Source organism: Bacillus sp. FJAT-27251 (genome assembly GCF_001273925.1).
Taxonomy (GTDB): domain Bacteria; phylum Bacillota; class Bacilli; order Bacillales; family Cytobacillaceae; genus Mesobacillus_B.
Window position 1 is genome coordinate 2,604,611 of sequence record NZ_LIGG01000001.1, and the last position, 23,195, is coordinate 2,627,805.

Annotated in this window: 25 protein-coding genes; 19 read left to right on the top strand and 6 right to left on the bottom strand. The window is 40.3% G+C overall.

Translation table 11 applies throughout. The features are described from left to right. Nucleotides 1-34: 34 nt before the first annotated feature. The 6 genes from ADU22_RS12270 to ADU22_RS12295 form a co-directional block, all read right to left on the bottom strand. Nucleotides 35-334, bottom strand: a complete 300-nt coding sequence (locus ADU22_RS12270; protein ID WP_053362407.1) for a spore coat protein — start codon at nucleotides 332-334, stop codon at nucleotides 35-37. A 17-nt stretch (nucleotides 335-351) separates the two neighbouring features. Next, the gene (locus tag ADU22_RS12275; RefSeq protein ID WP_053362408.1) at nucleotides 352-546 is read right to left on the bottom strand and encodes a hypothetical protein; all 195 of its coding nucleotides are present in this window, start codon (nucleotides 544-546) and stop codon (nucleotides 352-354) included. Between the two features lie 17 nt (nucleotides 547-563). Then, nucleotides 564-1,700 (bottom strand): zinc-dependent alcohol dehydrogenase, encoded by a 1,137-nt coding sequence (locus ADU22_RS12280; RefSeq protein WP_053362409.1) that lies wholly within the window; start codon nucleotides 1,698-1,700, stop codon nucleotides 564-566. An 18-nt stretch (nucleotides 1,701-1,718) separates the two neighbouring features. Then, nucleotides 1,719-2,087, bottom strand: a complete 369-nt coding sequence (locus ADU22_RS12285; RefSeq protein ID WP_053362410.1) for a spore coat protein — start codon at nucleotides 2,085-2,087, stop codon at nucleotides 1,719-1,721. A 16-nt stretch (nucleotides 2,088-2,103) separates the two neighbouring features. Continuing rightward, on the bottom strand, nucleotides 2,104-2,349 hold the full coding sequence (locus ADU22_RS12290) for a hypothetical protein (protein WP_053362411.1): 246 nt from the start codon (nucleotides 2,347-2,349) through the stop codon (nucleotides 2,104-2,106). A gap of 271 nt (nucleotides 2,350-2,620) precedes the next feature. Further along, nucleotides 2,621-3,109, bottom strand: a complete 489-nt coding sequence (locus tag ADU22_RS12295; protein ID WP_053362412.1) for a CBO0543 family protein — start codon at nucleotides 3,107-3,109, stop codon at nucleotides 2,621-2,623. 608 nt (nucleotides 3,110-3,717) lie between these two features. Here ADU22_RS12295 and ADU22_RS12300 point away from each other — a divergent pair. From ADU22_RS12300 to ADU22_RS12395, 19 genes are all read left to right on the top strand, one after another. Then, complete coding sequence (locus ADU22_RS12300; RefSeq protein ID WP_053362413.1) at nucleotides 3,718-6,072, top strand: ABC transporter permease; 2,355 nt, start codon at nucleotides 3,718-3,720, stop codon at nucleotides 6,070-6,072. Nucleotides 6,073-6,228: 156 nt separating this feature from the next. After that, nucleotides 6,229-6,996: an ABC transporter ATP-binding protein gene (locus ADU22_RS12305; protein ID WP_053362414.1), complete on the top strand. Its 768-nt coding sequence runs from the start codon at nucleotides 6,229-6,231 to the stop codon at nucleotides 6,994-6,996. 256 nt (nucleotides 6,997-7,252) lie between these two features. Next, on the top strand, nucleotides 7,253-8,146 hold the full coding sequence (locus ADU22_RS12310) for an SDR family oxidoreductase (RefSeq protein ID WP_053362415.1): 894 nt from the start codon (nucleotides 7,253-7,255) through the stop codon (nucleotides 8,144-8,146). A 159-nt stretch (nucleotides 8,147-8,305) separates the two neighbouring features. Beyond that, on the top strand, nucleotides 8,306-8,659 hold the full coding sequence (locus tag ADU22_RS12315) for a VOC family protein (protein ID WP_053362416.1): 354 nt from the start codon (nucleotides 8,306-8,308) through the stop codon (nucleotides 8,657-8,659). Between the two features lie 83 nt (nucleotides 8,660-8,742). After that, on the top strand, nucleotides 8,743-9,036 hold the full coding sequence (locus tag ADU22_RS12320; protein ID WP_053362417.1) for an antibiotic biosynthesis monooxygenase family protein: 294 nt from the start codon (nucleotides 8,743-8,745) through the stop codon (nucleotides 9,034-9,036). A gap of 695 nt (nucleotides 9,037-9,731) precedes the next feature. Beyond that, nucleotides 9,732-10,127: a VOC family protein gene (locus tag ADU22_RS12335; RefSeq protein ID WP_053362420.1), complete on the top strand. Its 396-nt coding sequence runs from the start codon at nucleotides 9,732-9,734 to the stop codon at nucleotides 10,125-10,127. 462 nt (nucleotides 10,128-10,589) lie between these two features. Further along, entirely contained in the window at nucleotides 10,590-10,862 is a 273-nt protein-coding gene (locus ADU22_RS12340; protein ID WP_053362421.1) for a stage V sporulation protein S, read from the top strand. A gap of 281 nt (nucleotides 10,863-11,143) precedes the next feature. Continuing rightward, nucleotides 11,144-11,290 (top strand): hypothetical protein, encoded by a 147-nt coding sequence (locus ADU22_RS24970; protein WP_197280052.1) that lies wholly within the window; start codon nucleotides 11,144-11,146, stop codon nucleotides 11,288-11,290. Between the two features lie 443 nt (nucleotides 11,291-11,733). Continuing rightward, nucleotides 11,734-12,084 (top strand): hypothetical protein, encoded by a 351-nt coding sequence (locus tag ADU22_RS12345; protein ID WP_053362422.1) that lies wholly within the window; start codon nucleotides 11,734-11,736, stop codon nucleotides 12,082-12,084. A 121-nt stretch (nucleotides 12,085-12,205) separates the two neighbouring features. Next, nucleotides 12,206-12,856: a hypothetical protein gene (locus ADU22_RS12350; protein WP_053362423.1), complete on the top strand. Its 651-nt coding sequence runs from the start codon at nucleotides 12,206-12,208 to the stop codon at nucleotides 12,854-12,856. Between the two features lie 350 nt (nucleotides 12,857-13,206). Continuing rightward, nucleotides 13,207-14,838, top strand: a complete 1,632-nt coding sequence (locus ADU22_RS12355; protein ID WP_053362424.1) for an AMP-binding protein — start codon at nucleotides 13,207-13,209, stop codon at nucleotides 14,836-14,838. A gap of 73 nt (nucleotides 14,839-14,911) precedes the next feature. Continuing rightward, nucleotides 14,912-16,123, top strand: a complete 1,212-nt coding sequence (locus tag ADU22_RS12360) for an acyl-CoA dehydrogenase family protein (RefSeq protein WP_069187979.1) — start codon at nucleotides 14,912-14,914, stop codon at nucleotides 16,121-16,123. A gap of 210 nt (nucleotides 16,124-16,333) precedes the next feature. Further along, complete coding sequence (locus ADU22_RS12365; RefSeq protein WP_053362425.1) at nucleotides 16,334-16,753, top strand: hotdog family protein; 420 nt, start codon at nucleotides 16,334-16,336, stop codon at nucleotides 16,751-16,753. A gap of 4 nt (nucleotides 16,754-16,757) precedes the next feature. Further along, the gene (locus tag ADU22_RS12370; protein WP_053362426.1) at nucleotides 16,758-18,062 is read left to right on the top strand and encodes a sigma-54 interaction domain-containing protein; all 1,305 of its coding nucleotides are present in this window, start codon (nucleotides 16,758-16,760) and stop codon (nucleotides 18,060-18,062) included. A 223-nt stretch (nucleotides 18,063-18,285) separates the two neighbouring features. After that, entirely contained in the window at nucleotides 18,286-19,440 is a 1,155-nt protein-coding gene (locus ADU22_RS12375) for an acyl-CoA dehydrogenase family protein (RefSeq protein WP_231687876.1), read from the top strand. Nucleotides 19,441-19,535: 95 nt separating this feature from the next. Beyond that, nucleotides 19,536-20,336 (top strand): 1,4-dihydroxy-2-naphthoyl-CoA synthase, encoded by an 801-nt coding sequence (gene menB, locus ADU22_RS12380; protein WP_053362427.1) that lies wholly within the window; start codon nucleotides 19,536-19,538, stop codon nucleotides 20,334-20,336. A gap of 78 nt (nucleotides 20,337-20,414) precedes the next feature. Further along, nucleotides 20,415-21,161 carry an SDR family NAD(P)-dependent oxidoreductase gene (locus ADU22_RS12385; RefSeq protein ID WP_053362428.1) on the top strand — a complete coding sequence of 249 codons (747 nt, stop codon included), beginning with the start codon at nucleotides 20,415-20,417 and terminating at the stop codon, nucleotides 21,159-21,161. A gap of 71 nt (nucleotides 21,162-21,232) precedes the next feature. After that, nucleotides 21,233-22,381 (top strand): acyl-CoA dehydrogenase family protein, encoded by a 1,149-nt coding sequence (locus ADU22_RS12390; RefSeq protein WP_053364555.1) that lies wholly within the window; start codon nucleotides 21,233-21,235, stop codon nucleotides 22,379-22,381. 15 nt (nucleotides 22,382-22,396) lie between these two features. Then, on the top strand, nucleotides 22,397-23,176 hold the full coding sequence (locus ADU22_RS12395; protein ID WP_053362429.1) for an enoyl-CoA hydratase/isomerase family protein: 780 nt from the start codon (nucleotides 22,397-22,399) through the stop codon (nucleotides 23,174-23,176). Nucleotides 23,177-23,195 lie beyond the last annotated feature (19 nt).

A 23,195-nucleotide genomic window follows, 5' to 3' on the forward strand; every position in this document is an offset into this window, starting at 1 on the left:
ATTTGGTGAGTGTTAAACTGTTCCTGGTAAATTTTTATAATGTCGGTAAGTTCAATGCTGTATTGATATTATTTAAATCTAAATTGATTTGTTCGTTTGTATCCCAAATATGGTACCATCCTTTTTCTACCATATATGCGGATATTTGTTCATGCATATCAAGTGCTTCCACTAAATGACGAGTGAGCATTTCTTTAATTTCCGGTGTTCCTGATTCTGTAACAGCCATGGCATAATTTCTTACCCCACTTTTAGCAGCAATCAATAAATCCATTGCAACAACTTGGTCCGATAGTGCATTCATGCCAGTTAAATTTTCAATGATTGGATTCATGTTCATTCATCTCCTAATTACTGCTTTGCGTTTGTAAGGATAGAGGCATATTCTTGTAATTGTCTCGTAGATACATCAATGTCTTGCTGCATAATATCTTTTAATAGCTGATCTGTAACTAACGCTTTCATCGTTTTGGATTTAGTTAAACAAGTGGTTTTAAATGCAGCCATCTCATGGACCTCAAGTACTTCATGTAAGGCGTAGTTCATTTTTTATACCTCCCTTCTCAAGGTTTCAACACTACTTTTATACAGTCATCCATTTTTGTGTCAAAAATCTCATAGCCACGCTTTGCTTCACTAAGTGGAAGTACATGGCTTACGACATCTCCTGGATCAATTTTTCCGGTGGAAACTAATTCAAACATATATGGCATATAATGAATTACAGGTGCTTGTCCTGAGCGGATATTGACGTTACGGTTCATAATATCTCCCATTGGGAATCCATTATATCTGCCACCGTAAACACCTGTAACCTGGATTGTCCCGCCTTTACGCACTGCTTGTGAAGCCATGATAAACGCACTGAATGCTCCGCCTTGAAGCTTCATTCCGCTCGCCAGGAATTCCATATCAGTCATTTTACCGTCCATACCAACTGCATCAATGACAACATCAGCGCCGCCTTTGGTGATTTCCTTCAGATAACTTCCTACATTCTCATGGTCCTCAAAGTTAACAATTTCTACTTTGTTGGTGCGCTTTGCGTGCTGCAGGCGATAATTGACATAATCAACGGCAATGACTCGCTTTGCACCTTTTAACCAACAGAATTTTTGTGCAAAAAGACCAACCGGGCCACAGCCAAGAACAATGACTGTATCTCCATCCTTTACACCTGCATTGTCAACACTCCAAAAACCAGTAGTCATCGCATCGGCAATTACTGCTAACTTTTCATCTGGTTCTTCACAAGTCTCTGGAATTTTAAAATGAGTAAAGTTGGCAAATGGCACTCTTAAATATTCAGCTTGCCCACCTGGATAGCCACCCGTCGTACCAGAATATCCGAAATAGGCACCCATATCACCATTATCATTTGAATTATCACATTGGCTTTCCAAATGATTTTTGCAGTAATGGCATTCACCGCACGCTATATTAAAGGGGATAATTACTCGATCTCCCTTTTTTAGCTTAGTCACACCCGGACCAACTTCTTCGACGATTCCCATTGGTTCATGGCCAATAACATAGTTTTCTTGCAGGTTAGGAATCATGCCATGAATCAAATGTAAATCAGACCCACATATAGCTGTACTTGTTACTTTAATAATCATGTCATCTGGTTTTTCAATCTTTGGATCTGGAACTTCTTTGACTACAACATTTTTAATACCTTGATACGTTACTGCCTTCATTGGTTACAGCCTCCAGTGTTAGTGTTCATCAGGTGTCCGGTCAAACATACCTTTTCGATTGGTCTCAACAGGAAATAGATTCATTTTGCCAATCATCAATGTATTGTTGGCAGAGAGTTGATCTAGTTTATACTGTTCACTTAGTTCGTAAGGATGGAACCATTTTTTATTAATCATTAGTTCTGTAATTTCTTGGTGCATGGCAATTCCTTGCATTAACTGTTTTCGTAAGAGGGTTCTAACATCAGGTGATGCGGACTCCGTTAATGCGACAGCGATATTGCGGACACCTTCTTTGGCACGAAGAAGTAAATCCATCGCAAATGTGGTATCTGCTAGCTCTGGTACATGTAGCGAGTTTATAGGGTCTAAATAGTCATTATTCAATGAATTTGCCTCCTTTTCAATTTACTATAGGTGTTGGCCGGTTTTGAGGAACAGGAGCTTCAAAAGGTGCGCGTTGATAAACTGCCTGTAATTCTCTAAGCTCTTGCATGGATTGTTCAACATCTTTTTGCATTAATGCTCTCAAATCTTGATCAAATGCCAGACCTTGCATTAGTTTTGATTTCGCTAAGCAAAGGGTTTTAAAATTTATAACTTCATGAAGATCCAATGACTCATGATCGGCTAATTTTTGATTATCCATTTCTAATTAACCTCCTTATTCTTTAATACAATCAATTGTATTGTTCCAAAATAGGAGGGGAACATTCTTTAATGGTTTTAAAAAAATTGGTAAATAATCTTAAATAGTTGGAATATTCATGAAGTCGGGGCTTTTATTGTGATGGCTGAGGGATGATTGCTGCGGCGGTTCTTTATAGTAGCAAAAAAATGTTCAACCAGAATTACATATAATACGAAAGGAAGAAGAAATACCTCATCCTTTTTCCTTATTGTTGATTAATAACCTCTATCTAAGAGAGGTCGTATTTATTATTAAAAAGACGTCTTATAACAGACATGGAAAATCTGACCAATAAAAAGGAAAAAGAAAGTGAATAAAAAGTGGTTTTCCAATTCCATCCCTTTTTATATTTAACAAGCTGTGTATTTTTTTCTAGCCATAGCTCAGTAATAGTCATCGGTACACTGAAATACAGAACTTTTAAAAGGCACTGAAGGATGCCAGAATCTTTGGTCAGTTGATTATAAAAGACACATGTAATCGGGAATAGTATGTAATCAAACACCACACTTGTTTTAACTTGTTTTGGAAATCTAGTGGGGTATTTAACAAAACCTTTATTTACAACCAGTTTATCGACCAATGATGCATAATAACTTTTTATAAAGAAAACAAGGAGCCAGTCCTTTGCAAGTGGTTTTTTAATTAAGTAAATAAAGGAACTAATACCAAAGAAATAAAGCAACTTTATAAGGTTTTTTTCAAATTTCCGACCCATGTCTAGCACCTCCATAAGATAGCTTATCTCTAATGCAGGTGGTTATACTTAGATTATTCGAAGATAAGTTAAGTACACACACGTTAACAATATGGGGCTTTACTTCAGAAAGAAGTAAGGCTTTTCTGTTTAACTACCGGGGAAGGGTAGTTTAAGAAGAATAGTTCATCGAAAGAATGGTTGTACCTATCGGTGAGATTGCTGTACTGCTTATAACTCTTTATTTCAATGTATATCCTTTATTTCGTATTAGAATACACGGCTGATAGAAGAGAAACTCAGTAATAAAGAAGCAATTTCTTCTTGAACTAAAGTGTGCTTATCTCCAATAAGGATTTAAACAAGGGCCCCATTAGAGGCACTTGTTTTAATTACAATAATTACAACTAACAGCACTATGGACACCACTTCTTTTAGTAAATGTTCCTTATTAGTGGAATTCCATTAACAATCAAAAAGCAGCTTTGTTGAAAAATAAGTGTAAAGAAATGGTTAATTTTTGTGAAGTATAAAGGATTGTAGTACACCCCTATTGAAAATTTAAAAGATACTAGGGTTGGCAATAAATTTATAGAGAAATAATTTTTATGCGGAAAGGAGGAAAAATTTTGTTTTCAAAAATTGTGAAGAATGATCTTAACAGGAAGAAAATCATAACGGTAACAGTGTTTGTGTTTATAACCATGGCGGTTCTTTTGGGAGCTAGTGCAACAAATATCGTTGCAAATTTAATTCAGTCAATGTCGGAACTGCAGGAACGTGCAGTGCCAGCTGACATTACGGTGATGCATGCCGGAGAATATGACCAGGCAGAAATCAATCAATTCACAGAACAATACCGTGACCATATAGCGACGCAGGAGACGATGGTTCTTCAGAATATTGACGGCAGCAATATTCATTTTGGCCAAAATCAAACGATGGCTGGAACGATACAGGATATTTCATTTGTTGTACAGAACAAGAAATTTGATTTTATATTGGATCTGGACAATGAAAAGCTGGATGTAAAGCAAGGAGAAGTGGCTGTTCCCATCTATTTCATGGAACAACATGACTTAAAAATAGGGGATAGGATTACGGTGAGAGGCGGCGGGGATGAGAAAGAGTTTGTCATTTCAGATTATGCAAGAGATTTTGAGATGAACTCTTCGCTTACTTCTTCGAAACGGTTTGTGATAAATCAGAATGACTTTGATGAAATGCTTAAAATGCAGGCTGGGGAACTGGAATATATGATCGAATTCAAGCTGAATGAAAACGGGGATTCTCAGGCTGTTCAGGATGCATATATCGAAGCAGGTCTTCCAGCAAACGGTCCTATAGTTGGAGGAACGATATTTCTATTGTTTAATGCTATGTCAGATGCAGCTGTTTCAATGGTCATTATACTCATCAGTATTCTGCTGATTATTATAGCATCGCTCTGTATCAGACTTACGTTTCTGGCAACGATTGATGAAGATTTAAGAGAAATCGGTGTTATGAAAGCAATAGGTATATCCAAAAAGGATATAAAGAATGTCTATCTTAACAAATACAGAGTTATGTCAGTGACAGCCGGTATAATAGGCTATCTGCTTTCCTTTGTATTTGTAAATCTGTTTAACGCCAATATGAGACTTTACATATCATCGGAATTATCAGGAAACTTAAAATATCTATTATCGCTTATAGCTCCATTATTTGTCTATTTCATGATTGTGATGTACAGCAAGAAAATACTGAAAAGAATCGATAGGATTTCTGCGGTGGAAGCATTACGTTCAGATATCATGGAACGTGGAAAAAACCGAAAATACAGTTTTCCCCTGCTTACGAATAAATTCTTCAGCACCAATATTTACATGGGACTTAGGGATGTATGGATACGTTTTAAATTATACAGGTTGCTGTTTTTTATTTTTGCCGTATGTACGTTTATTGTCATACTTCCCTTAAATATGTATAACACCATGAATTCAGCGGAATTCTCTACATACATGGGAATAGGAAAATCCGACATGAGAATTGATCTTCGAAGGACAGATACGATTACAGAAGATATTAAAAAGCTGCAGGAAGAGCTGAAGAATGATCCGGATATTGAAAAGTATGCAACCTACATTACGTCTTCATACCAGGTCAAAAACGCGGAAGGTACCTGGGACTATATTAATATTGAGACAGGAGATTTTTCTGTATTTCCATTAAAATATCTGGAAGGCAGAGCACCGGAGGGTGAAGGAGAAATCTCGCTTTCCTTTGCCAATGCCGCAAAAGACGGATTAAACAAGAAAGTAGGAGATGAAGTAACCGTCAGGGTTGGCGGGGAAGACCAGACTTTATCCGTTACAGGTATTTATCAGGATATTACAAACGGAGGGAAAACAGCAAAGGCGCATACGAATCTTGGGGTAAATGAAAAGGCCGTACTTTGGTATATTGTGAGCATGGATTTAGCTCCGGACGTTAATATTCGTGAGAAAATGGACTACTACCAGAATGCTTACGATTCTGCGCAGGTAAATGATATCAAAGAATATACTGGGCAGACTCTTGGAAATATCATTAATCAGATGAGCCTGATTGTTATAGGAGGAATAGCAATAGCAGGAATCATTGCTGTTTTGATAACGGCATTATTCCTTAAGATGTTATTATCAAAGGATATGTCTCAGATTGCCATTATGCGAAGTGTAGGATTAACTTCTAAACATATTAAACATCAATATATGGCAGGAACCTTGCTGGTACTTATATTGGGAATCCTCTTTGGTGTGCTGGCTACAAATTATTTAGGGGAGTTTCTGGTAAGTATAGCAATGTCCATTATGGGAGCTGCAAAAATTGAATTGGTTAATATTGCATGGCAGACTTGGCTGCTCTGTCCGTTAGCATTCATTTTAGTAGTTGGATATACGATATCTGTGTGCTGTAAGGTAGCAGAAGATGAGGATTTATCGGTAGTTTTTAGAAGTTAGAACGGCTTAAAAGAATCGGGGCATTAGGATGCCTGCGAAGTTGGAAGAAGTCCCCTGCGTGAAGCACCGATATAGATGCGAAGGCAGATTCCTAAAGAATAGGATTATTGGGGTGCCCATGTGGATATAGACTTTGATTGAAATGGAGAAATATACATGACCAAAATAATAGAAGCAATAAGTTTGAACAAAAAAGTAGAATTAGGAAAAGATAATGAGCTTCATATTTTAAAGGATGTAACCTTGGAAATAGAAGATGGTGAGTTCTTATCGGTCATGGGGCCATCGGGAAGTGGAAAATCAACACTGTTATATAATGTAAGTGGTATGGATAGAATTACTTCTGGCCATGTGAAATTTAAAGGCCAAGAAATCGGCGGACTAAAGGAAGAAGAACTGGCAAAGATTCGACTGAAAAACATGGGATTTATCTTTCAGGATATTAATCTATTAAAAAATCTTTCATTGATTGACAATGTTATGTTTCCTGCTCTTGTCTCAAAGGATGTGGATAAAAAAGCGGTACATCAAAAAGCAAAAAAACTATTTGAAATGACAGGGATTAAAAAGCTTGAAGAACATAATATCAGCCAGGCCTCTGGTGGACAGCTGCAGCGAGTCGGCATCTGTAGAGCATTGATAAATGATCCGGATATCATTTTTGGAGATGAGCCGACCGGAGCATTAGATTCCAAATCGACAGAAGGGATTATGTCAATCCTTGCAGAGGTTAATAAAAAAGGAACAACCATAATGATTGTTACGCATGATGTAAAGGTAGCAGCAAAAACCGAAAGAGTATTGTATATGGTAGATGGAAATATTGTGGCTCAGAAGAAAATGCATAAATACGATGGACAGCATGACGATATTAAAGAAAGAGAAGAAAGCATTATGAAATGGTTAGTGGAAAATGGATTTTAATTTTTCAGGTTTTATCCATGCCCAGGCTTTTTTTAAAAGGAATAAGCAGCTTAGGCCAAGCTTAAAGCTTATTCTATATTTATTATACTTGTCTTATCTTGCTAATATCCTAAGCCGTTTAAATAAGAATTTCACAGGGTATTCAAAAGATGTAACAGGGTGGAGTTAGTGAAGCGAGCAAAGCGTTTTGCTAGCCATTCGAATCTTTTTTAACCTTACAATTTAGGAATTAAACACGATAGGAGATGTTTTTTTTATGGGAAACTCACATCTAACTGATCCACGCAAGAAGTTTTATAACGAAAAATTCCCGGACCAAGAACAGGAAACTCCAGCGTTACAGAATGAAATGAGGCCCAAGCCTGACTGCGGGGAAGAATCCTATAAAGGATACAACCGCCTGGAAGGGCGCAATGCCTTGATTACTGGCGGGGATTCCGGGATTGGCCGGGCCGCCGCCATTGCCTATGCGCGTGAAGGCGCCAATGTGGCCATTCAATTCTTCCCTGGTGAAGAAGAGGATGCCAATGAAGTCAAAGAATTGATTGAAAGTGCAGGCAGAAAAGCATTGCTGCTGCCGTATGACTTGCGGGAAGACGGCGCAGCGACGGAAATTGTTACAAAAACAGTGGAAGCTTTTGGCGGGCTGGACACGCTCGTATTGAATGCCGCGCAGCAAATCGCGCAGCCATCCCTGAGTGAGTTAACCATGAAGCAAGTGCATGATACCTTCAAAGTGAACATCATCAGCATGTTTGAGAGCGTAAAAGCAGCCGAAGAACATCTGGAACCAGGAAGCGCGATTATCACCACGACATCGGTCCAGTCATTCGAACCGTCCACATCTTTAGCGGATTATGCCGCTACAAAAGGAGCGATAAGCAACTTCACGGTTTCCTTGTCCTCATACTTTGCCTCGAAGGGTGTGCGTGTCAATGGTGTCGCGCCAGGGCCAATTTGGACGCCGCTGCAGTTGGATAACGGAAAATTGGATGGACAAATCCCTGAGTTTGGCCAAAACTATCCTCTAGGCCGTGCAGGACAGCCGGTAGAGCTTGCACCGGTATACGTTCTTCTGGCCTCTGATGAAGGAAGTTATATAACCGGTCAGATCTACGGGGTGACAGGCGGGAAGCCGATCGACTTGTAGTTTTAAATGTAAAATTAAACGAGTGCTTTAATCCAAGAAGGATTAAGGCACTTTTTTGTTGAAGTCCTTATTGAACAAACGTGGCAGGGTAGTTTAAGAAAAGGAGATATAGTAAATAAAGCGAAGTATTTTAATGTATCCTATTTTAGGAGGTTGTCAATGAGTCCTGTTATAAATCAAATCGGAACCGTCTTCATTCCTGTAAGTAATGTCGAAGAAGCAAGGAATTGGTATTGTGATATTTTGGGGTTAAAGGCAGAAGGTGAGATCTTATTTGGGCATTTATTTATTATACCAACAACGAATGGAACTGGAATTGTATTGGATAGCAAGATTTATTCAAAAGAAAATATTTTTAAAACCCCAGCTTTTCATTTTAATGCCCACGATATTGAAGCAGCCTATAGTTTTATGAAGGATAAGAATGTTGAATTAACCACAGGAATTGAGCATAATCATTGGTTTAAATTCAAAGACCCTTATGGAAATCATTTAATGGTGTGCAAGTGTTAATTTTTTTACCAATCGATGCATAGTTCAGTTGGGACAGCGTGGTACAATAAGCAAATGATATATTTTTATAAGGGGGAGATTAGTTGATTTTAGAAGCAGTTATGCTACAAGTTAAACTAGGTATGGAAGAAGAATATGAGGCAGTATTTCAAGAAGCATCAAAAATCATATCATCCATGCCGGGTTATATAACTCACGAATTACAACGTTGTATAGAAGTAAAAGGGAAATACTTGTTGTTGGTGAAGTGGGAGACATTAGAAGACCATACAATTGGATTTCGGCAATCGAAGGAGTATCAAGAATGGAAAAATAACCTGCATCATTTCTACGATCCATTTCCAACAGTGGAACACTTCGAAAATGTTCTGCTTTAATACGTTATAAAATTTTTTCAAAAGGATGATTATAGTTTGAAAAGGGCCTGGGAAGCTTTGCAGCTGTTAGTAGTAAAATCTCGTCTCCGAGTACCACTGTATATCCTTACCTTCATCACTGGTATAGGATTTTTTTTCGTTTCACCTGATCTTTTTTTACCGACCATATTTATCGCATTGTTAGGTTCCTTATTCGTTTTTGAAAGTATCCACCCTGATGGATACCAAAGTGTTTTTCTTGGTCATATGAAGCCTGGGAAGCTGCGAAAGAACATGTCTGTTTTTCTGACCGTTATAGGAATCAGCCTTGGAGCTTTTCTGATGTTTATCGGGATTGGCGCAGAATTAGGGCGGCATTTTGGGTAAAATACTCCCGGATGGAATTTATCAATGAACATACGGTGAGGTTACTTTATTAAGTATAGTAGAAAGGATATTAAGATGAAATTGTTCAAAAATATGTCCGAAGCACAATCTAAAAACTGGAACAAAAGTGCTGTTCTAGGCTTTTATACATATATGGTACTTTTATTCATAGATCAAACTTATAGCTTACTATTTACAAGCAATCTCTTTTCTTCTTCTGTCATTTTTTGGACTGGACTAATAGTAGCTTTTGTGTATCAGTTTATCTTGGACCGAACAGCGAAAAGGGAATGAACATTCATCAATTCATTCATTAGGAGAAATGATTTATGACTAAAGGGTTGCTGCATCATATTGAGTTGTACGTGTCTAATTTGGAAAAAACGGTGGAATTTTGGGGATGGTTTCTACAAGAACTGGGATACAGACCTTTTCAACAATGGGAAGGCGGGCAAAGCTGGAAATTAGGTGATACTTACATTGTATTTGTGCAAGTGGAGAAACGTTTCCTCGATATTCCATACCATCGCTGCCGAGTTGGGCTGAATCATTTAGCCTTTCATGCAGATTCACGAAGTCTCGTTGATGAAATAACAAGAGCATTGCAAGCTAAAGGGGTAAGTATCCTCTATAAAAATAAACATCCCTTTGCGGGAGGGGATGATTATTATGCCGTTTTTTTTGAAGACCCCGATAGAATCAAAGTAGAACTTGTTGCTCCATAAAGCCGACTTACAGGGCAGGTTTGTTTTAAAAAATCTTAATCATTAAAAAAGAAACGGGTAATGTTAAATGAAAAATAATCCTAGGCTTGGACTATCAGTGTCTTTAGTTGTTTTAATCGGATTGCCAGTTATTTTTCTATTAACTTCTCTGATAACTGGTGAGTGGCGTTATTTAATATATAGTATTATTCCATCTCTTTCTGCTGGGCTCACGGGTCTTTTGATAAGTGCCCAACAGTTAAAAAAGTCCAACAAATTTAATGGACACAGGGGATAGTTTATGAATTGAAAAATGTTTATGTAAGAAGCGGCTTTCTAATTCCTTTTTAAGGATTGTAAGAAAAGGTACCCACGGAATAAGGTCTTGGTCTGTTTTATATAATTGTGAATATGATTAAGGATACGATAATTGCATTCTTTCTAGTAAAATATCGAGCAATTATATAACAGGGGGAAAATGATATGGATAATGTAATAAAGGTATCATCAAAGTCAAATCCAAATTCAGTTGCAGGTTCAATTGCAGGCATAATAAATGAAAGAGGAGTTACAGAAATACAAGTAATTGGAGCTGGTGCTTTAAATCAAGCCATTAAAGCAATTGCCATTGCAAGAGGATTTGTAGCTCCTAACGGTGTTAATTTGGTGTTTGTTCCTGCATTTACAGATATTTTAATCAATAATGAAAAAAGAACAGCAATCAAATTAATTGTAGGTCCTAAAAAAAGAAGATAGATTTACGTTAAACATTCACGCTGATATGGATTTCTATATTCCCCCTTAGTCCCTCAATTCCCTTTACCTATAATTCTTTTTTTCTGTACTATCCATGAATAGGGTTGCAAGAATTTCGCTATTTTTTTGAACAAGTGCTGGAGGTTAGTTTAATAAAATCACCATCATGTATGGTATAATCTGGATATAATAAAACTAGGGTGCTGTTAATGAAACATAATCCTAAGCTTGGACGAACAGTGTCTTTAATTGTTTTATTTTAGCCAAGGGAGGGTCAACTAGTGGTAAAGTTTGTTGATGACTTAGCGGGAGCTATATATGATGTTTTTAAATTTATCATGAAGTCAATTAGTTATTTACTTGCAGGGATGATTATGGTTGCCGTTCCAACGTATTTGATTGTTTGGATATTCGGGTTGTTTCAGTAATTTTATTCTTTTACGTACTCTGGTGATTTAGTAAGGATTACGCCCATTTTTGTTCAATTTCTTATTGATTGGTAAACCTAGGAAGCATGATGAACAACTAAAAGAATATAATTCTTCTTGAACGACCGAATGCGTTGATCCATCAGGAGCAGCGCTATTTTTGTGATTGCCTTGTTAGCCAAATGAGGGAGTGGTGTTGAATAACAGTGGGTTTTCCATCCAATTGTTATTGACTTGAAAAATGAGGAGAGTTAGTTAAGAATTCGCCAAGGAAATATCAAAAACAATTATAAGAGTGGCCAAGTATACGTTTGAACTGTTCTTTAAGTTTTAAGTTAGAGATAATCAATAAAACAAACTATCTTAATCATTAATCATTAATTAGCATTTCGATAAAACGGTCAATTAAATAGATATTTATTTTAGGGAAAAGAGGTGGCGTCTTGAAACGATTCAAATTAGGTTCAGCCATTTTATTGTTTATTATACTAGTGTTAGCAGGCTGTGGTGATGACTCCCACATAAAACAATTCTATTCCAGCGGTGAAGGAAAATATAAAATATTTATCGTTGGTGTAGAGGAATTTGACGACTCGGAATTAGTTGAGGATGGGAGTGTAAACAACATTGAAAGTGTATATATAGCATCATCCATGGAGGCAGCGGAGGAAGAGTTTGCATATCTAGACATCAAGGAAAGCCCTGCATTTATTGTATTCGATCATAAAGAAATCATTTATAAAACCAATAACCAGGATGACCTGATTGCTTTTCTTAAGAAAAAATTGAAATAAATATCGATGTAAGGACAACATGCAGGAAAGTTGAAGCTGAAATTTATGAAAATGTCCTTAAACGAATGGCTGCGTTGATTCGGAATGTAATTACTGGAACCTTTTAAGAGAGGCGACTTAAATGAAGGTGGAAATAAGCTGCATCCCTCCAGAAAAAACCTATCCTTTTGAGATTAACGGTGAGTCCCCATATATCGTAGAGTTTTCTTGTTATATTGACGGTGATTATACAGATGCTCAGGAAGAATTCTTTAGCAATTGGATGGAGAGCCCAGATTATTACCCTATATATACACTTTCGGAAATCTTTGATTTTCAACAGGAAGAGTACGAAGAACTGTTTAAGGAGCAAAATATAGAGTTCAATTATATGAAGGGAAGTCGTAAAGACACGTTCTTTGTAAAGGCAATTATCCGCAGCACTCGGCAATTTAAAGAATTTTATCCTTATTTGCACGGGAATGGAAGTATGTTGAACTTATCATTATGGTCCTTAAAACAGGATGTATTCAGATTAGAGGAAAGGGAATATGAGTCACCTTATCCGGTAAAAAAGACTAAAAAAAACCGAACCAGACTTGTTAAATTAAAGTGGATAGCCAATACTCCAATCGTAACTTTAACTGAAAGTTACACTATATTTTGGGTAGGGTATGATGGGGATTATATTACTGCGTTCTCAAATAATGAACACTTTTCAGCAATCGACTCTCTTCAAAAAATAATGCCAGAAAAAGTCGAACTGGTGCCTGCTGATTATGAGTGGGAGTAGTATTCTTTACTCGACTATCCTATCCCATTTACTTGGATAATGAAAATGCCTTGCTTAACGGATCGTAATAAGCTTTGGGACAGAAATGATTGTACCTTTTATAGAAAAGCTGTTATTAAGAAATGTAGTTAAACGATAGAGTACTATTGTTTAAATCGAGCCAACCAATCCAGGTGGCTTTTTCTATTTGCAATGAAAAGAGCTGGAAAGGTCCATTTTCGCAAATTTGATTCTCATAATTGAGAAAATTATTAAAAGTGCGAAGCTATGCCTGAGAAATCCCTTATTCTACTTGGAATATAGTTGGCACGAAAATTGCTTTATATGTAAGTAAAAGGAGGATGGGTAAAATGACTTTTGACACAATGCTTACTCAAGAATATATTGAGCGGTACCAGTCTGAGTGGCCGAATCGCACGATTTTGGATTATTTGAATGATGCTATTGAAAAGTATCCAAACAAGATAGCCATTATTGATAAAAAAAGTCGGTATACTTATCAGGAGCTAGGAAAGCTGGTTGACCGGGTTGCTTTGGGTCTTTTGGAGCTGGGGCTGGGGAAGGGGGATGTTATTTCCGTCCAATTGCCTAACTGGAATGAATTTGTCATCCTTCATTATGCGATTACCAGGATCGGCGCCATTATGAATCCATTGATTCCGATTTACCGGGATAGGGAAATTGGCTATATGGTCGGTCTTGCGGAATCAAAGATGATTGTCGTCCCGGAACAATTCCGTAAATTTAACTATCCTGAAATGATTAACCGTTTAAAACATAAATGGCCTTCCATGGAGCATGTGTTTGTCCTTGGTGAGCAGGTCCCGAGCGAAATGAAGGCGCTTTCTTCATTGTTTGAGGACCCGCGGGAGGAGCGCCAGGATACGGCGCTGCTGGATGAAATCGTACTTGACCCAAATGACTTAACCCAAATTATTTTTACATCAGGAACGACCGGTAATCCAAAAGGGGTGATGCACACACATAACACGCTTTGTATTGCGGCAGAAAATTGGATTAAGCGATTGAATCTTAATGAAAATGATGTCGTTCATATGGCGTCTACCTTTGCACATCAAACAGGATTTATATATGGTGTCCGTGTTCCAGCACATATTGGAGCCACTGGTATTTATCAGGATATTTGGAATCCGGAAGAATTTCTTGAATTGGCAGAAAAGGAAAGAATCACCCAGACGGCTGGTGCCACCCCTTTTCTAAAAGATATCCTCTCCGTCGAGGGAATCAGAGATTACGAGCTTAGTTCACTTCGTATTTACGGGGCTTTTGGAGCGCCAATTCCGAGAGCTTTGGTAAAAGAAGCAAGTGAAAAAGTATCGTTTACAATCCTGGCTGGGTGGGGGCAGACGGAAAACGGATTAGTGACTGTAACTAAATTGGATGATCCCGAAGAAAAGCTGACAAATTCCGAGGGTTCTCCTTTCCCGGGAATGGAAGTGAAAGTCGTGGATGATGAAGGATACCCTTGTCCTCCGTACCAGGAAGGAAACTTATTATGTAAAGGCCCCGCTCATTTTGTTGGGTATTTAAAACGCCTGGAGGAAACGCTTGAAGAATTTAAGGATGGCTGGTTCAAAACTGGTGACCGTGCCATTATGGATGAGGATGGATACATTCGAATATCCGGTCGAAGCAAAGACATAATCATAAGGGGCGGCGAAAATATTCCGGTAGCTTATGTGGAAAATGTCTTGTATGAGCACCCGGACATTTCTGATGCCCAAATTATTGCCATGCCTGACCAAAGGCTTCAGGAAAAAGCGTGCGCATTCATAACAATGAAGCCAGGCAGGAAGCCACTTACATTAAAAACAGTGCAGGAGTTTTTCCTGGAAAGAGGAATAGCTAAACACTATTGGCCAGAACATGTAGAAATCATTGATGACTTCCCCCGGACACCAAGCGGGAAAATTCAAAAATTCCGCTTGAGGGAGAGGATTAGTAAACTAGTTGAGAATTAATAGGGAAGGGAAACTTTGAGCGTCGAAACATCGATTTTAATATATTTATCTTTAAAACTAGGAGGGTTTTTTCATGATCAATTTTGAATTAACTGAGGAGCAGCAAAGTGTACAAAAAATGGTGAGGAGGTTTGTGGATAAAGAAATAATTCCATACATCCAGGAATGGGACCGAAACGGTGAATTTCAACCATCCATTATGAAAAAATTGGCGGAGTTGCAGCTGATGGGTGTCTGTATCCCTGAGGAATACGGCGGAGCCGGAATGGATTATAACACACTTGCCATTGTATGTGCCGAGCTGGAGCGTGGGGATACTGCATACCGCACAGCGGTTTCTGTTCATACAGGTTTAAACAGTATGACATTGTTGCAATGGGGGAGCGAGGAGCAAAAACAAAAGTACTTAGTGCCTCAGGCAAAAGGGGAAAAGATTGGCGCATTTGGTTTGACGGAACCTGATGCCGGAAGTGACGTAGCCGCAATGAAATCAACGGCACGGAGAGACGGGGATACTTATATTCTTAACGGCTCAAAAACGTGGATTTCCCTATGTGACTATGCAGATAATTTTATCATTTTCGCCAAAACAGACCACGATTCAGCACATAAAGGAATCACTGCTTTTATCGTGGAACGTACATTTCCTGGAGTATCCACACATGGTTTCAAGGGGAAATTAGGCATACGTGCAGGGAATACAGGTGAAGTCTTTTTAAGTGATGTCAGAGTGCCTGCAGAAAATAGGCTTGGGGAAGAAGGCGAAGGTTTTAAAATTGCTATGGCCGCTTTGGATAATGGCCGTTTTACGGTTGCGGCAGGGGCTGTTGGTTTAATCGAGGCAAGCCTTGAAGCGAGTGTTAAATATTGCCATGAAAGAAAAACGTTTGGGAAGGAAATTGGGAAACACCAGCTTGTTCAACAGATGATTGCTAAAATGAGCGCAGATCTTGAGATTTCCAGTTTACTGGTTTATAAGGCTGGATGGTTGAAAAATCAAGGGAAACGGAATACCAGGGAGACGTCATTGGCAAAATGGATTGCGTGCAATGCAGCGTTTGAGGCTGCAAACAATGCGGTCCAAGTCCACGGTGCGTATGGTTACTCTGATGAATATCCAGTCGAACGTTTCCTTCGGAATTCCAAAGCACCGGTCATTTATGAAGGAACAAGGGAAATCCATACGATTATGCAGGGGGAATATGCGTTAGGCTATCGAGAAGATAAGCCACTCCGGCAAATGCTCCCATCGTGGCCATTTGAGCAAGTTTCCCTGCAAAAATAAAAAAGGGTAACTATAAAGATAGTGATGGGTCATACCTTTAAATCATTTTCGGTATGATCCTTTTTTCTCTTTTCCATGCCAGGTTCATAGTAAAGTTTTATAGAAAGCCGTGGAAAGCAGGACTAGCAAGAGAACGGTTTCTTCCATTTTCCGGTGATTGATTATATACTAATGATTAAGAAAATTTCGTCAAAATGAGGAGGAGTATGTATGAGTTATACCCATTCCGAATTGGGTATTGGTCAGACAGCACGGTTAGAGCGCGTTTTTACCGAAGACGATCTTCGTAAATGCAATGAATTAACAAGAGATTTTAATCCCCTCTATGAAAGGCCCCAGGATGGCTGGGATAAAAATTTTACAAAGCCGATTGTTCCCGGACTTTTGGTAGAGGGACTGATTTCACAAGTCATAACGGATAAACTTCCGGGAAGTGCGTGTTTATTGCTGCAAAAAGAGTTGATCTATTATCATCCCGTGCATGTTGGGGACGCAATCACCGCTGAATTGCTGATTATGGATATCAATCATGAAAGAAACTGGGTTACGATCAAGGTTACATGCTTCAATCAAAATGAAACCGAGGTTATTAAAGGGCAAGTTGTCATTTATGTATTGCCGGGAGGGTGATGAAATGGTTAAAACAAGTCATTTAATAGAAGACTGGGGATATTTTGAAATTGAGGAGAGCGGAAGACTGATAGACGTGAGCCCGGATTTTTGTGAGAACTTTTCCATAAGCAGGGATGATTGCTTAAATGCCTCGATACATGACATCATTCAGGGAATGTATGGGCGAAAGCGCAAGAAAGTCTTCTGCGGTGTTATTTCCGGGATAAATTGTATAATCAGAGCCACGAAAAAGGGACGAAGGATGGTTTATCGGGTGATCGTCCGTGATGGAGATATCGAGCATTATGAAATGGTATCATTCATGAATGCCATTGATAAAACAAAAATGAACAAAAAAAGGCCGCATCAAAACAAATACAGTTTTAAAGAACTTATTGGAAATAGCAGGGCCATGAAGGAAGCTAAAGAACTGGCAACCCGGATTGCAACCAGTAATTCAACCGTACTGCTGACAGGGGAGAGCGGGACAGGAAAGGAATTGTTCGCACAAGCGATTCATAGTATCAGCACGAGGAAAAACAATCCTTTCGTGGCGGTGAATTGCGCTGCCATTCCTGGGGAGCTATTTGAATCTGAACTTTTTGGCTATGAGCCAGGAGCGTTTAGTGGAGCAAGAAAAGAAGGCAAGCCTGGAAAGATCGAATTGGCCATGAACGGAACCCTTTTTCTTGATGAAATATCAGAACTCCCTTATGACGCACAAGGTAAGCTTCTCCGGGTCCTCCAGGAAAAAGAGATTGAACGCGTCGGAGGCACAGCTAGTAAAAACATCGACATCCGCATTATTGCCGCAACAAATCGTGATTTGGGAAAACTCGTGGAGGAAGGGAAGTTTAGACAGGATTTATTTTACCGTCTATATGTCTTTGATTTAACGCTCCCCTCATTGCGGGAAAGGAAAGAGGACATTTTGCCGTTGGCTCATTATTTTGTTGATTATTTTAATGAGAAGTTTGACCTTGAAGTAAAATACATCGACTCCAAGTTCCAGGATTGGATGCTGAACTATGAATGGCCGGGGAATATCCGTGAGTTAAAGGCGGTAATTGAGCGGGGGATGAATATAGTAGAGGGAGATACTCTTTCGATGAAAAGTATCTATTTTTCCCTTCCGGTGGCTGCCAACCCATCAAATCGGAAAAACATGTCCCTGCTAAGTTTAGAGGAAGAAGTGAGAAATGCGGAGGTAAATGCAATCCGGCGAGCATTACAAGAAGCCGACGGGGATCGGTCTCTTGCGGCTCAAAAACTAAAAATACATATTGCCAGCTTGTATCGAAAAATAGCGAAGTACAACCTCAAATAAAGCTTTGTTTGCACACTCCCTGGCAGTGTGTTTTTTTTCGTCAAAATCTAACCCCTCAATTTATTGGCTAATAAGGAGGTCGGCTTTATTTTTGCATAAGTGATTCTCAGTTTTGCGAAAATTATTAGATTTGCGAAACTCCATAGGTGTGGCGCTGATTGTATCAAGGAAACATGTTGGCACGAAAATTGCAAGATTTAATAGTAAAAAGGGGGGACCACCATTGTTGAATTTCTCATTTTCAGATGAACAGGATTATTTTCGCAAGGTGTTAAGGGAATTTGCACGCGAGGAACTCTTGCCAAACTATACAAAGTGGGACAGAGAGGGGATTACACCAAGGCATTTGTGGAAGAAGCTGGGGGAACTCGGTGTGAATGGCCTGAGGATTCCAGTTGAGTATGGCGGGAGTGGCGCTGATTGTGTCACAACTGGAATCGCAGCGGAAGAAATTGGCCGGGGAGATTTCAATCTTACTTATGCCGTAATGCTAAATGCCTTGATTGGTGAAATCATCAATAAACATGCGCGTGAGGAATTGAAACAGGAATGGCTGCCGAAAATAGCCAGCGGGGAAAGGATTGTCGGCATTGCGATTACGGAGCCAACTGCAGGAACAGATGCCGGCGGGATTAAAACAACCGCTGTGCGTAAAGGGAATATGTACGTCCTGAATGGTGAAAAGTCGGGGATCAGTGTGGCAACATCGGGTGATGCTTTTCTGGTTTTCGCCAAAACCGATCCTGAACGCGGGAACCGCGGAATCAGTGCCTTCATCGTTCCCGCCGATCTGGCAGGGGTGGAATGCAAGGGCTATGAGGATATGGGCAATATACCGATTGGCCGAGGTTCGATTTATTTGACCGATGTGGAGGTTCCGGAGGAAAACTTGATTGGCTTTGTAAATCAAGGATTTTCCCAGGTGATGAACGGTTTTGATCTTAGCCGTCTGTTAATTGGCTTGCAATGTACAGGAGCCGCTTCGCAAAGCCTTGATGAAACGATTGAACACGTCAAAATGAGAACTTCCTTTGGGAAGCCGCTCGCGACTTATCAAGGAGTGTCCTTTCCGATAGTCACTCACTATACTCAGTTGGAATTTGTGAAATGGCAGGCGTATCGAGGCCTTTGGCTTCGGGATCAAGGGTTAAAGCACTCAAAAGAGTCTGCATCTGTGAAATGGCTGGGCCCGAAGTATGCGGCGGAAGCAATTCACGAATGCCTGTTGTTTAACGGCCATTATGCCTATACAAAGGAAATGCCTCACGAACAGCGTTTGCGTGATGTCATTGGCTTGGAAATCGGGGACGGGACCGCACAAGCCAATATGATGGTCATTGCGAAGGAAATCATCGGAAAAGAATATCGATCCTACTGATTCGCCGGTTCTTGTTTTGAAAGGAAGAGTGGCGAATCAGCGCCAATCGGAAAACGAGCACGTAAAAGCATATAAAGAAAATGGAGGAATGAAAAATGGAACTAACCGATGTTTTATACGAAAAAACCAATGGAATTGCCAAAATCACGATTAATCGTCCGCAAGCTTATAATGCTTTTCGGGGACAGACGGTTCAGGAATTAATTTGGTCTTTCCGCGATGCCTGGGACGATAATCGAATTGGTGTGGTCATTTTGACAGGTGCCGGTGAAAAGGCGTTCTGCACAGGCGGAGACCAGAAGCAAAAAGGCGATGAGGGAGGTTACGATCATAACGGAGGTTTAGGCGGCGGAATCGGCCTGGAAATCGAGACATTGCACCAAACCATCCGGAATATCCCAAAGCCTGTTATCGCGGCGGTAAATGGATATGCGATTGGAGGCGGGCATGTCCTGCATGTCCTTTGTGATCTGACGGTTGCATCGGAAACAGCCAAGTTCGGGCAAGCGGGACCAAAAGTGGGAAGCTATGATGCTGGCTTCGGTTCCGCTTATTTGGCGAGGGTGGTCGGTGAAAAGAAAGCTAGGGAAATTTGGTATCTATGTGAGCAGTATACCGCTCAGGAAGCAAAAGAAATGGGCCTTGTGAATAAGGTTGTCCCAGCGGATCAGCTTCAAACGGCAGCAGAGGAATGGGCTAATAAAATTCTTTCCAAAAGCCCAACAGCCATCAAAATGCTCAAATACTCATTCAATGCCGACAGTGCTAATATCCAGGGGATCACACAACTCGCAATGGGCAGTCTTGCCATGTTTTATAACACAGACGAGTCAGCCGAGGGTATGAATGCGTTTCTTGAAAGAAGGCCCGCTGACTTCAGTAAGTTTAGGAAATAATTCTGAGATGGAGCCATGGGGAGCCGTTAGCAGTTTAATAGATTTTCAAGTTAATGAGGAAAACGGAGGGAAATAAAAATGACAAAAAAGGTAGCCTTTATTACAGGAGCAGGCCGCGGAATAGGAAGGGAAATTGCCAGAACGTTATCTTCCAGAGGAATGGATATCATTGTCACCGATATCAATATTGAGAACGCAAATGAAACCGTCTCTATTGTGGAAAAAGAGGGCGGAAAGGCGGTAGCCGTTTATTGCGATGTAACAAAGCTTGAGAGTGTCCAGGAGGCAGTGAAAGCTTCACTTGCCCACTTCGGAAAAATCGATGTACTAGTGAATAATGCAGGCTGGGATAAGGTTGAACCATTTTTGAAAAGTGAACCAAGCACCTGGAAGCTGATAATGGATATTAACTTGATGGGCCAAATTCATACGTGCAAGGAAATACTGCCGATCATGATTGAAAATGGCTATGGCAAGGTAGTCAACATTGCCTCTGATTCTGGCAGGGTCGGTTCAAGCGGAGAGTCGGTCTACTCGGCTGCAAAGGGTGGCGTCATTGCGTTCACGAAAACGATGGCACGTGAAATGGCAAGAAATAAGATAAATGTCAATTGTATTTCACCAGGGCCAAGCAATACCCCACTTTTCGAAGAAATAGGTTCCTATAATCAAGGAATCGCAAAGGCACTTGAAAAAGCCATTCCATTCCGAAGGCTGGCACAGCCTAGCGATATCGCGAATGGGGTCGCATTCCTGGCGTCTGACGAAGCAGAATATGTAACGGGCCAGACTCTTTCGGTGAATGGCGGATTGGCAATGGTTTAATGGTGAAAAGGTAGAAACAAACATCCAAATACTGCTGCCGCCCAGAAATGAATGAAAGGAACGTGATGGAAATGGAACAAGTTCTATCAAAAGACATTCAACACTTAAAACAAGGAATCCGCGAGTTCATTGACAACGAAGTAGAGCCATATGCGATGGAAATTGAGGAAAGAGATGAAATACCTGAAAGAATTATGGAAAAATCGAAGCAGATGGGCTTGTTTGCCCTTAGCATTCCAGAAGAATATGGCGGGCTGGGGATTGGGATGGTCGGAAAATGCGCCGTACTGGAGGAGATTGGCAGAACCCACAATGGCTATACAACGGTTATTGGCGGTCATACCGGAATCGGCGGCGTTGGGATTGTTGAGATGGGGAACGAGGAACAAAAGCGGAAATACCTGCCGAAAATGGCCAGTGGGGAAAGCATAGGGGCCTTCGCTTTAACAGAGCCAAGTGCCGGTTCGCATGCGACGAACTTAAAAACAACGGCTGTAAGAAAGGGAGACCGTTTCATTTTAAATGGATCGAAATGCTATATAACAAATGCCGGTATTGCTGATGTGTTTACGGTTATGGCGGTTACAGACCCTTCAAAAGGAGCAAAAGGCATTACTTCTTTTATTGTCGAAAAAGATTTCCCAGGCTTTAAGCTTGGCAATAAGGAAAAGAAAATGGGTCTTCATGGATCGCATACGTGGGAGATTTTCTTCGAGGATTGTGAAGTACCGGTTGAGAACATGTTGGGGGAAGAAGGGCAAGGCTATGTGAATGCCTTGAAAATTCTCGCCAACGGGCGGGCAGGCATGGCTGCAAGGAACCTGGGATCTGCAGATAAACTGCTGGAAATGTCGCTCGATTATGCCCATCTGCGGCATCAGTTTGGCAAACCGATTTTTGAGCAGCAGATTATTCAGCACTATTTGGCTGAAATGGCTACCGAAATTGAAGCGCTCCGGGCCTTTACCTACCATGTTGCGAGTCTGGTTGACCAAGGGAAGAATGTGGTCAAAGAAGCGGCAATGGTCAAATTGCTTGGTTCTGAAACGTATAATCGGGTGGCCGATAAAGCCGTCCAAATCCATGGAGGGATGGGTTACATTTCGGAGTATCCAATAGAACGTTTTTACCGCGATGCGAGGATCACAAGAATTTACGAGGGGACCTCGGAAATCCAAAAGAATATTATCGCTGCCCAATTACACCGGAAATATAAGTAAAGGGAGGAGATTAATATGATTTATGAGAACCTTTTAGTTGAAAAGGGGAATCAAATCGGCGTTATTAAAATTTGCCGCCCTGAAGTTAGAAATGCCCTGGATAATCAAACCGTTTCCGAAATCCTCTCAGCCCTGGAAGAGTTAGAGAATGATAGGGAAGTAGGTGTGATTGTATTCACCGGAGCGGGTGACAAGGCTTTTGCAGCAGGAGCGGATATTAACCAGCTGAAAACGAGGAAAGCAATTGAAGCATTTAATAAAGTAAGCATGTCCGAAGTATATCGGCGTATTGAAAATAGCAAAAAAGCAACCATTGCAGCCATTAATGGATTTGCCCTCGGCGGCGGCTGTGAACTGGCAATGAGCTGTGACATCCGGATTGCGTCTGACAATGCAACATTCGGACTGCCTGAACTGAACTTATCGGTCATTCCTGCTGCCGGTGGAACACAGCGGTTGACGCGGATAATCGGTAAAGGCCGTGCGATGAATATGATCCTGACCGGCGAATTCATCCCAGCTAGCGAGGCGAAAGCGATTGGATTAGTGACAGATGTGGTCCCGTTGGAGCAGTTGATGGATGCTGTCCACAAAAAGACTGAGAAAATTCTATCAAAAGGCCCTCTTGCGATTCAAATGGCAAAGCTTGTCTTAAACCGGGGCTTTGAGGTTGATATCGATACGGGATTACTGATGGAAACCTTGGCACAAGCCTATTTGTATACAACGGCAGATAAGGTGGAAGGAACGGAAGCTTTTCTTGAGAAAAGACAGCCTCATTTTTCAGAATGTTAAAAAATATCCACTTGTAAGC

Bases quoted from the DNA above. Each gene is read 5' to 3' on its own strand.
- ADU22_RS12270 (WP_053362407.1), bottom strand. From the start codon at position 334: ATGAATCCAATCATTGAAAATTTAACTGGCATGAATGCACTATCGGAC.
- ADU22_RS12275 (WP_053362408.1), bottom strand. From the start codon at position 546: ATGAACTACGCCTTACATGAAGTACTTGAGGTCCATGAGATGGCTGCA.
- ADU22_RS12280 (WP_053362409.1), bottom strand. From the start codon at position 1,700: ATGAAGGCAGTAACGTATCAAGGTATTAAAAATGTTGTAGTCAAAGAA.
- ADU22_RS12290 (WP_053362411.1), bottom strand. From the start codon at position 2,349: ATGGATAATCAAAAATTAGCCGATCATGAGTCATTGGATCTTCATGAA.
- ADU22_RS12295 (WP_053362412.1), bottom strand. From the start codon at position 3,109: ATGGGTCGGAAATTTGAAAAAAACCTTATAAAGTTGCTTTATTTCTTT.
- ADU22_RS12305 (WP_053362414.1), top strand. From the start codon at position 6,229: ATGACCAAAATAATAGAAGCAATAAGTTTGAACAAAAAAGTAGAATTA.
- ADU22_RS12310 (WP_053362415.1), top strand. From the start codon at position 7,253: ATGGGAAACTCACATCTAACTGATCCACGCAAGAAGTTTTATAACGAA.
- ADU22_RS12315 (WP_053362416.1), top strand. From the start codon at position 8,306: ATGAGTCCTGTTATAAATCAAATCGGAACCGTCTTCATTCCTGTAAGT.
- ADU22_RS12335 (WP_053362420.1), top strand. From the start codon at position 9,732: ATGACTAAAGGGTTGCTGCATCATATTGAGTTGTACGTGTCTAATTTG.
- ADU22_RS12340 (WP_053362421.1), top strand. From the start codon at position 10,590: ATGGATAATGTAATAAAGGTATCATCAAAGTCAAATCCAAATTCAGTT.
- ADU22_RS12350 (WP_053362423.1), top strand. From the start codon at position 12,206: ATGAAGGTGGAAATAAGCTGCATCCCTCCAGAAAAAACCTATCCTTTT.
- ADU22_RS12355 (WP_053362424.1), top strand. From the start codon at position 13,207: ATGACTTTTGACACAATGCTTACTCAAGAATATATTGAGCGGTACCAG.
- ADU22_RS12360 (WP_069187979.1), top strand. From the start codon at position 14,912: ATGATCAATTTTGAATTAACTGAGGAGCAGCAAAGTGTACAAAAAATG.
- ADU22_RS12365 (WP_053362425.1), top strand. From the start codon at position 16,334: ATGAGTTATACCCATTCCGAATTGGGTATTGGTCAGACAGCACGGTTA.
- ADU22_RS12370 (WP_053362426.1), top strand. From the start codon at position 16,758: ATGGTTAAAACAAGTCATTTAATAGAAGACTGGGGATATTTTGAAATT.
- menB (WP_053362427.1), top strand. From the start codon at position 19,536: ATGGAACTAACCGATGTTTTATACGAAAAAACCAATGGAATTGCCAAA.
- ADU22_RS12385 (WP_053362428.1), top strand. From the start codon at position 20,415: ATGACAAAAAAGGTAGCCTTTATTACAGGAGCAGGCCGCGGAATAGGA.
- ADU22_RS12390 (WP_053364555.1), top strand. From the start codon at position 21,233: ATGGAACAAGTTCTATCAAAAGACATTCAACACTTAAAACAAGGAATC.
- ADU22_RS12395 (WP_053362429.1), top strand. From the start codon at position 22,397: ATGATTTATGAGAACCTTTTAGTTGAAAAGGGGAATCAAATCGGCGTT.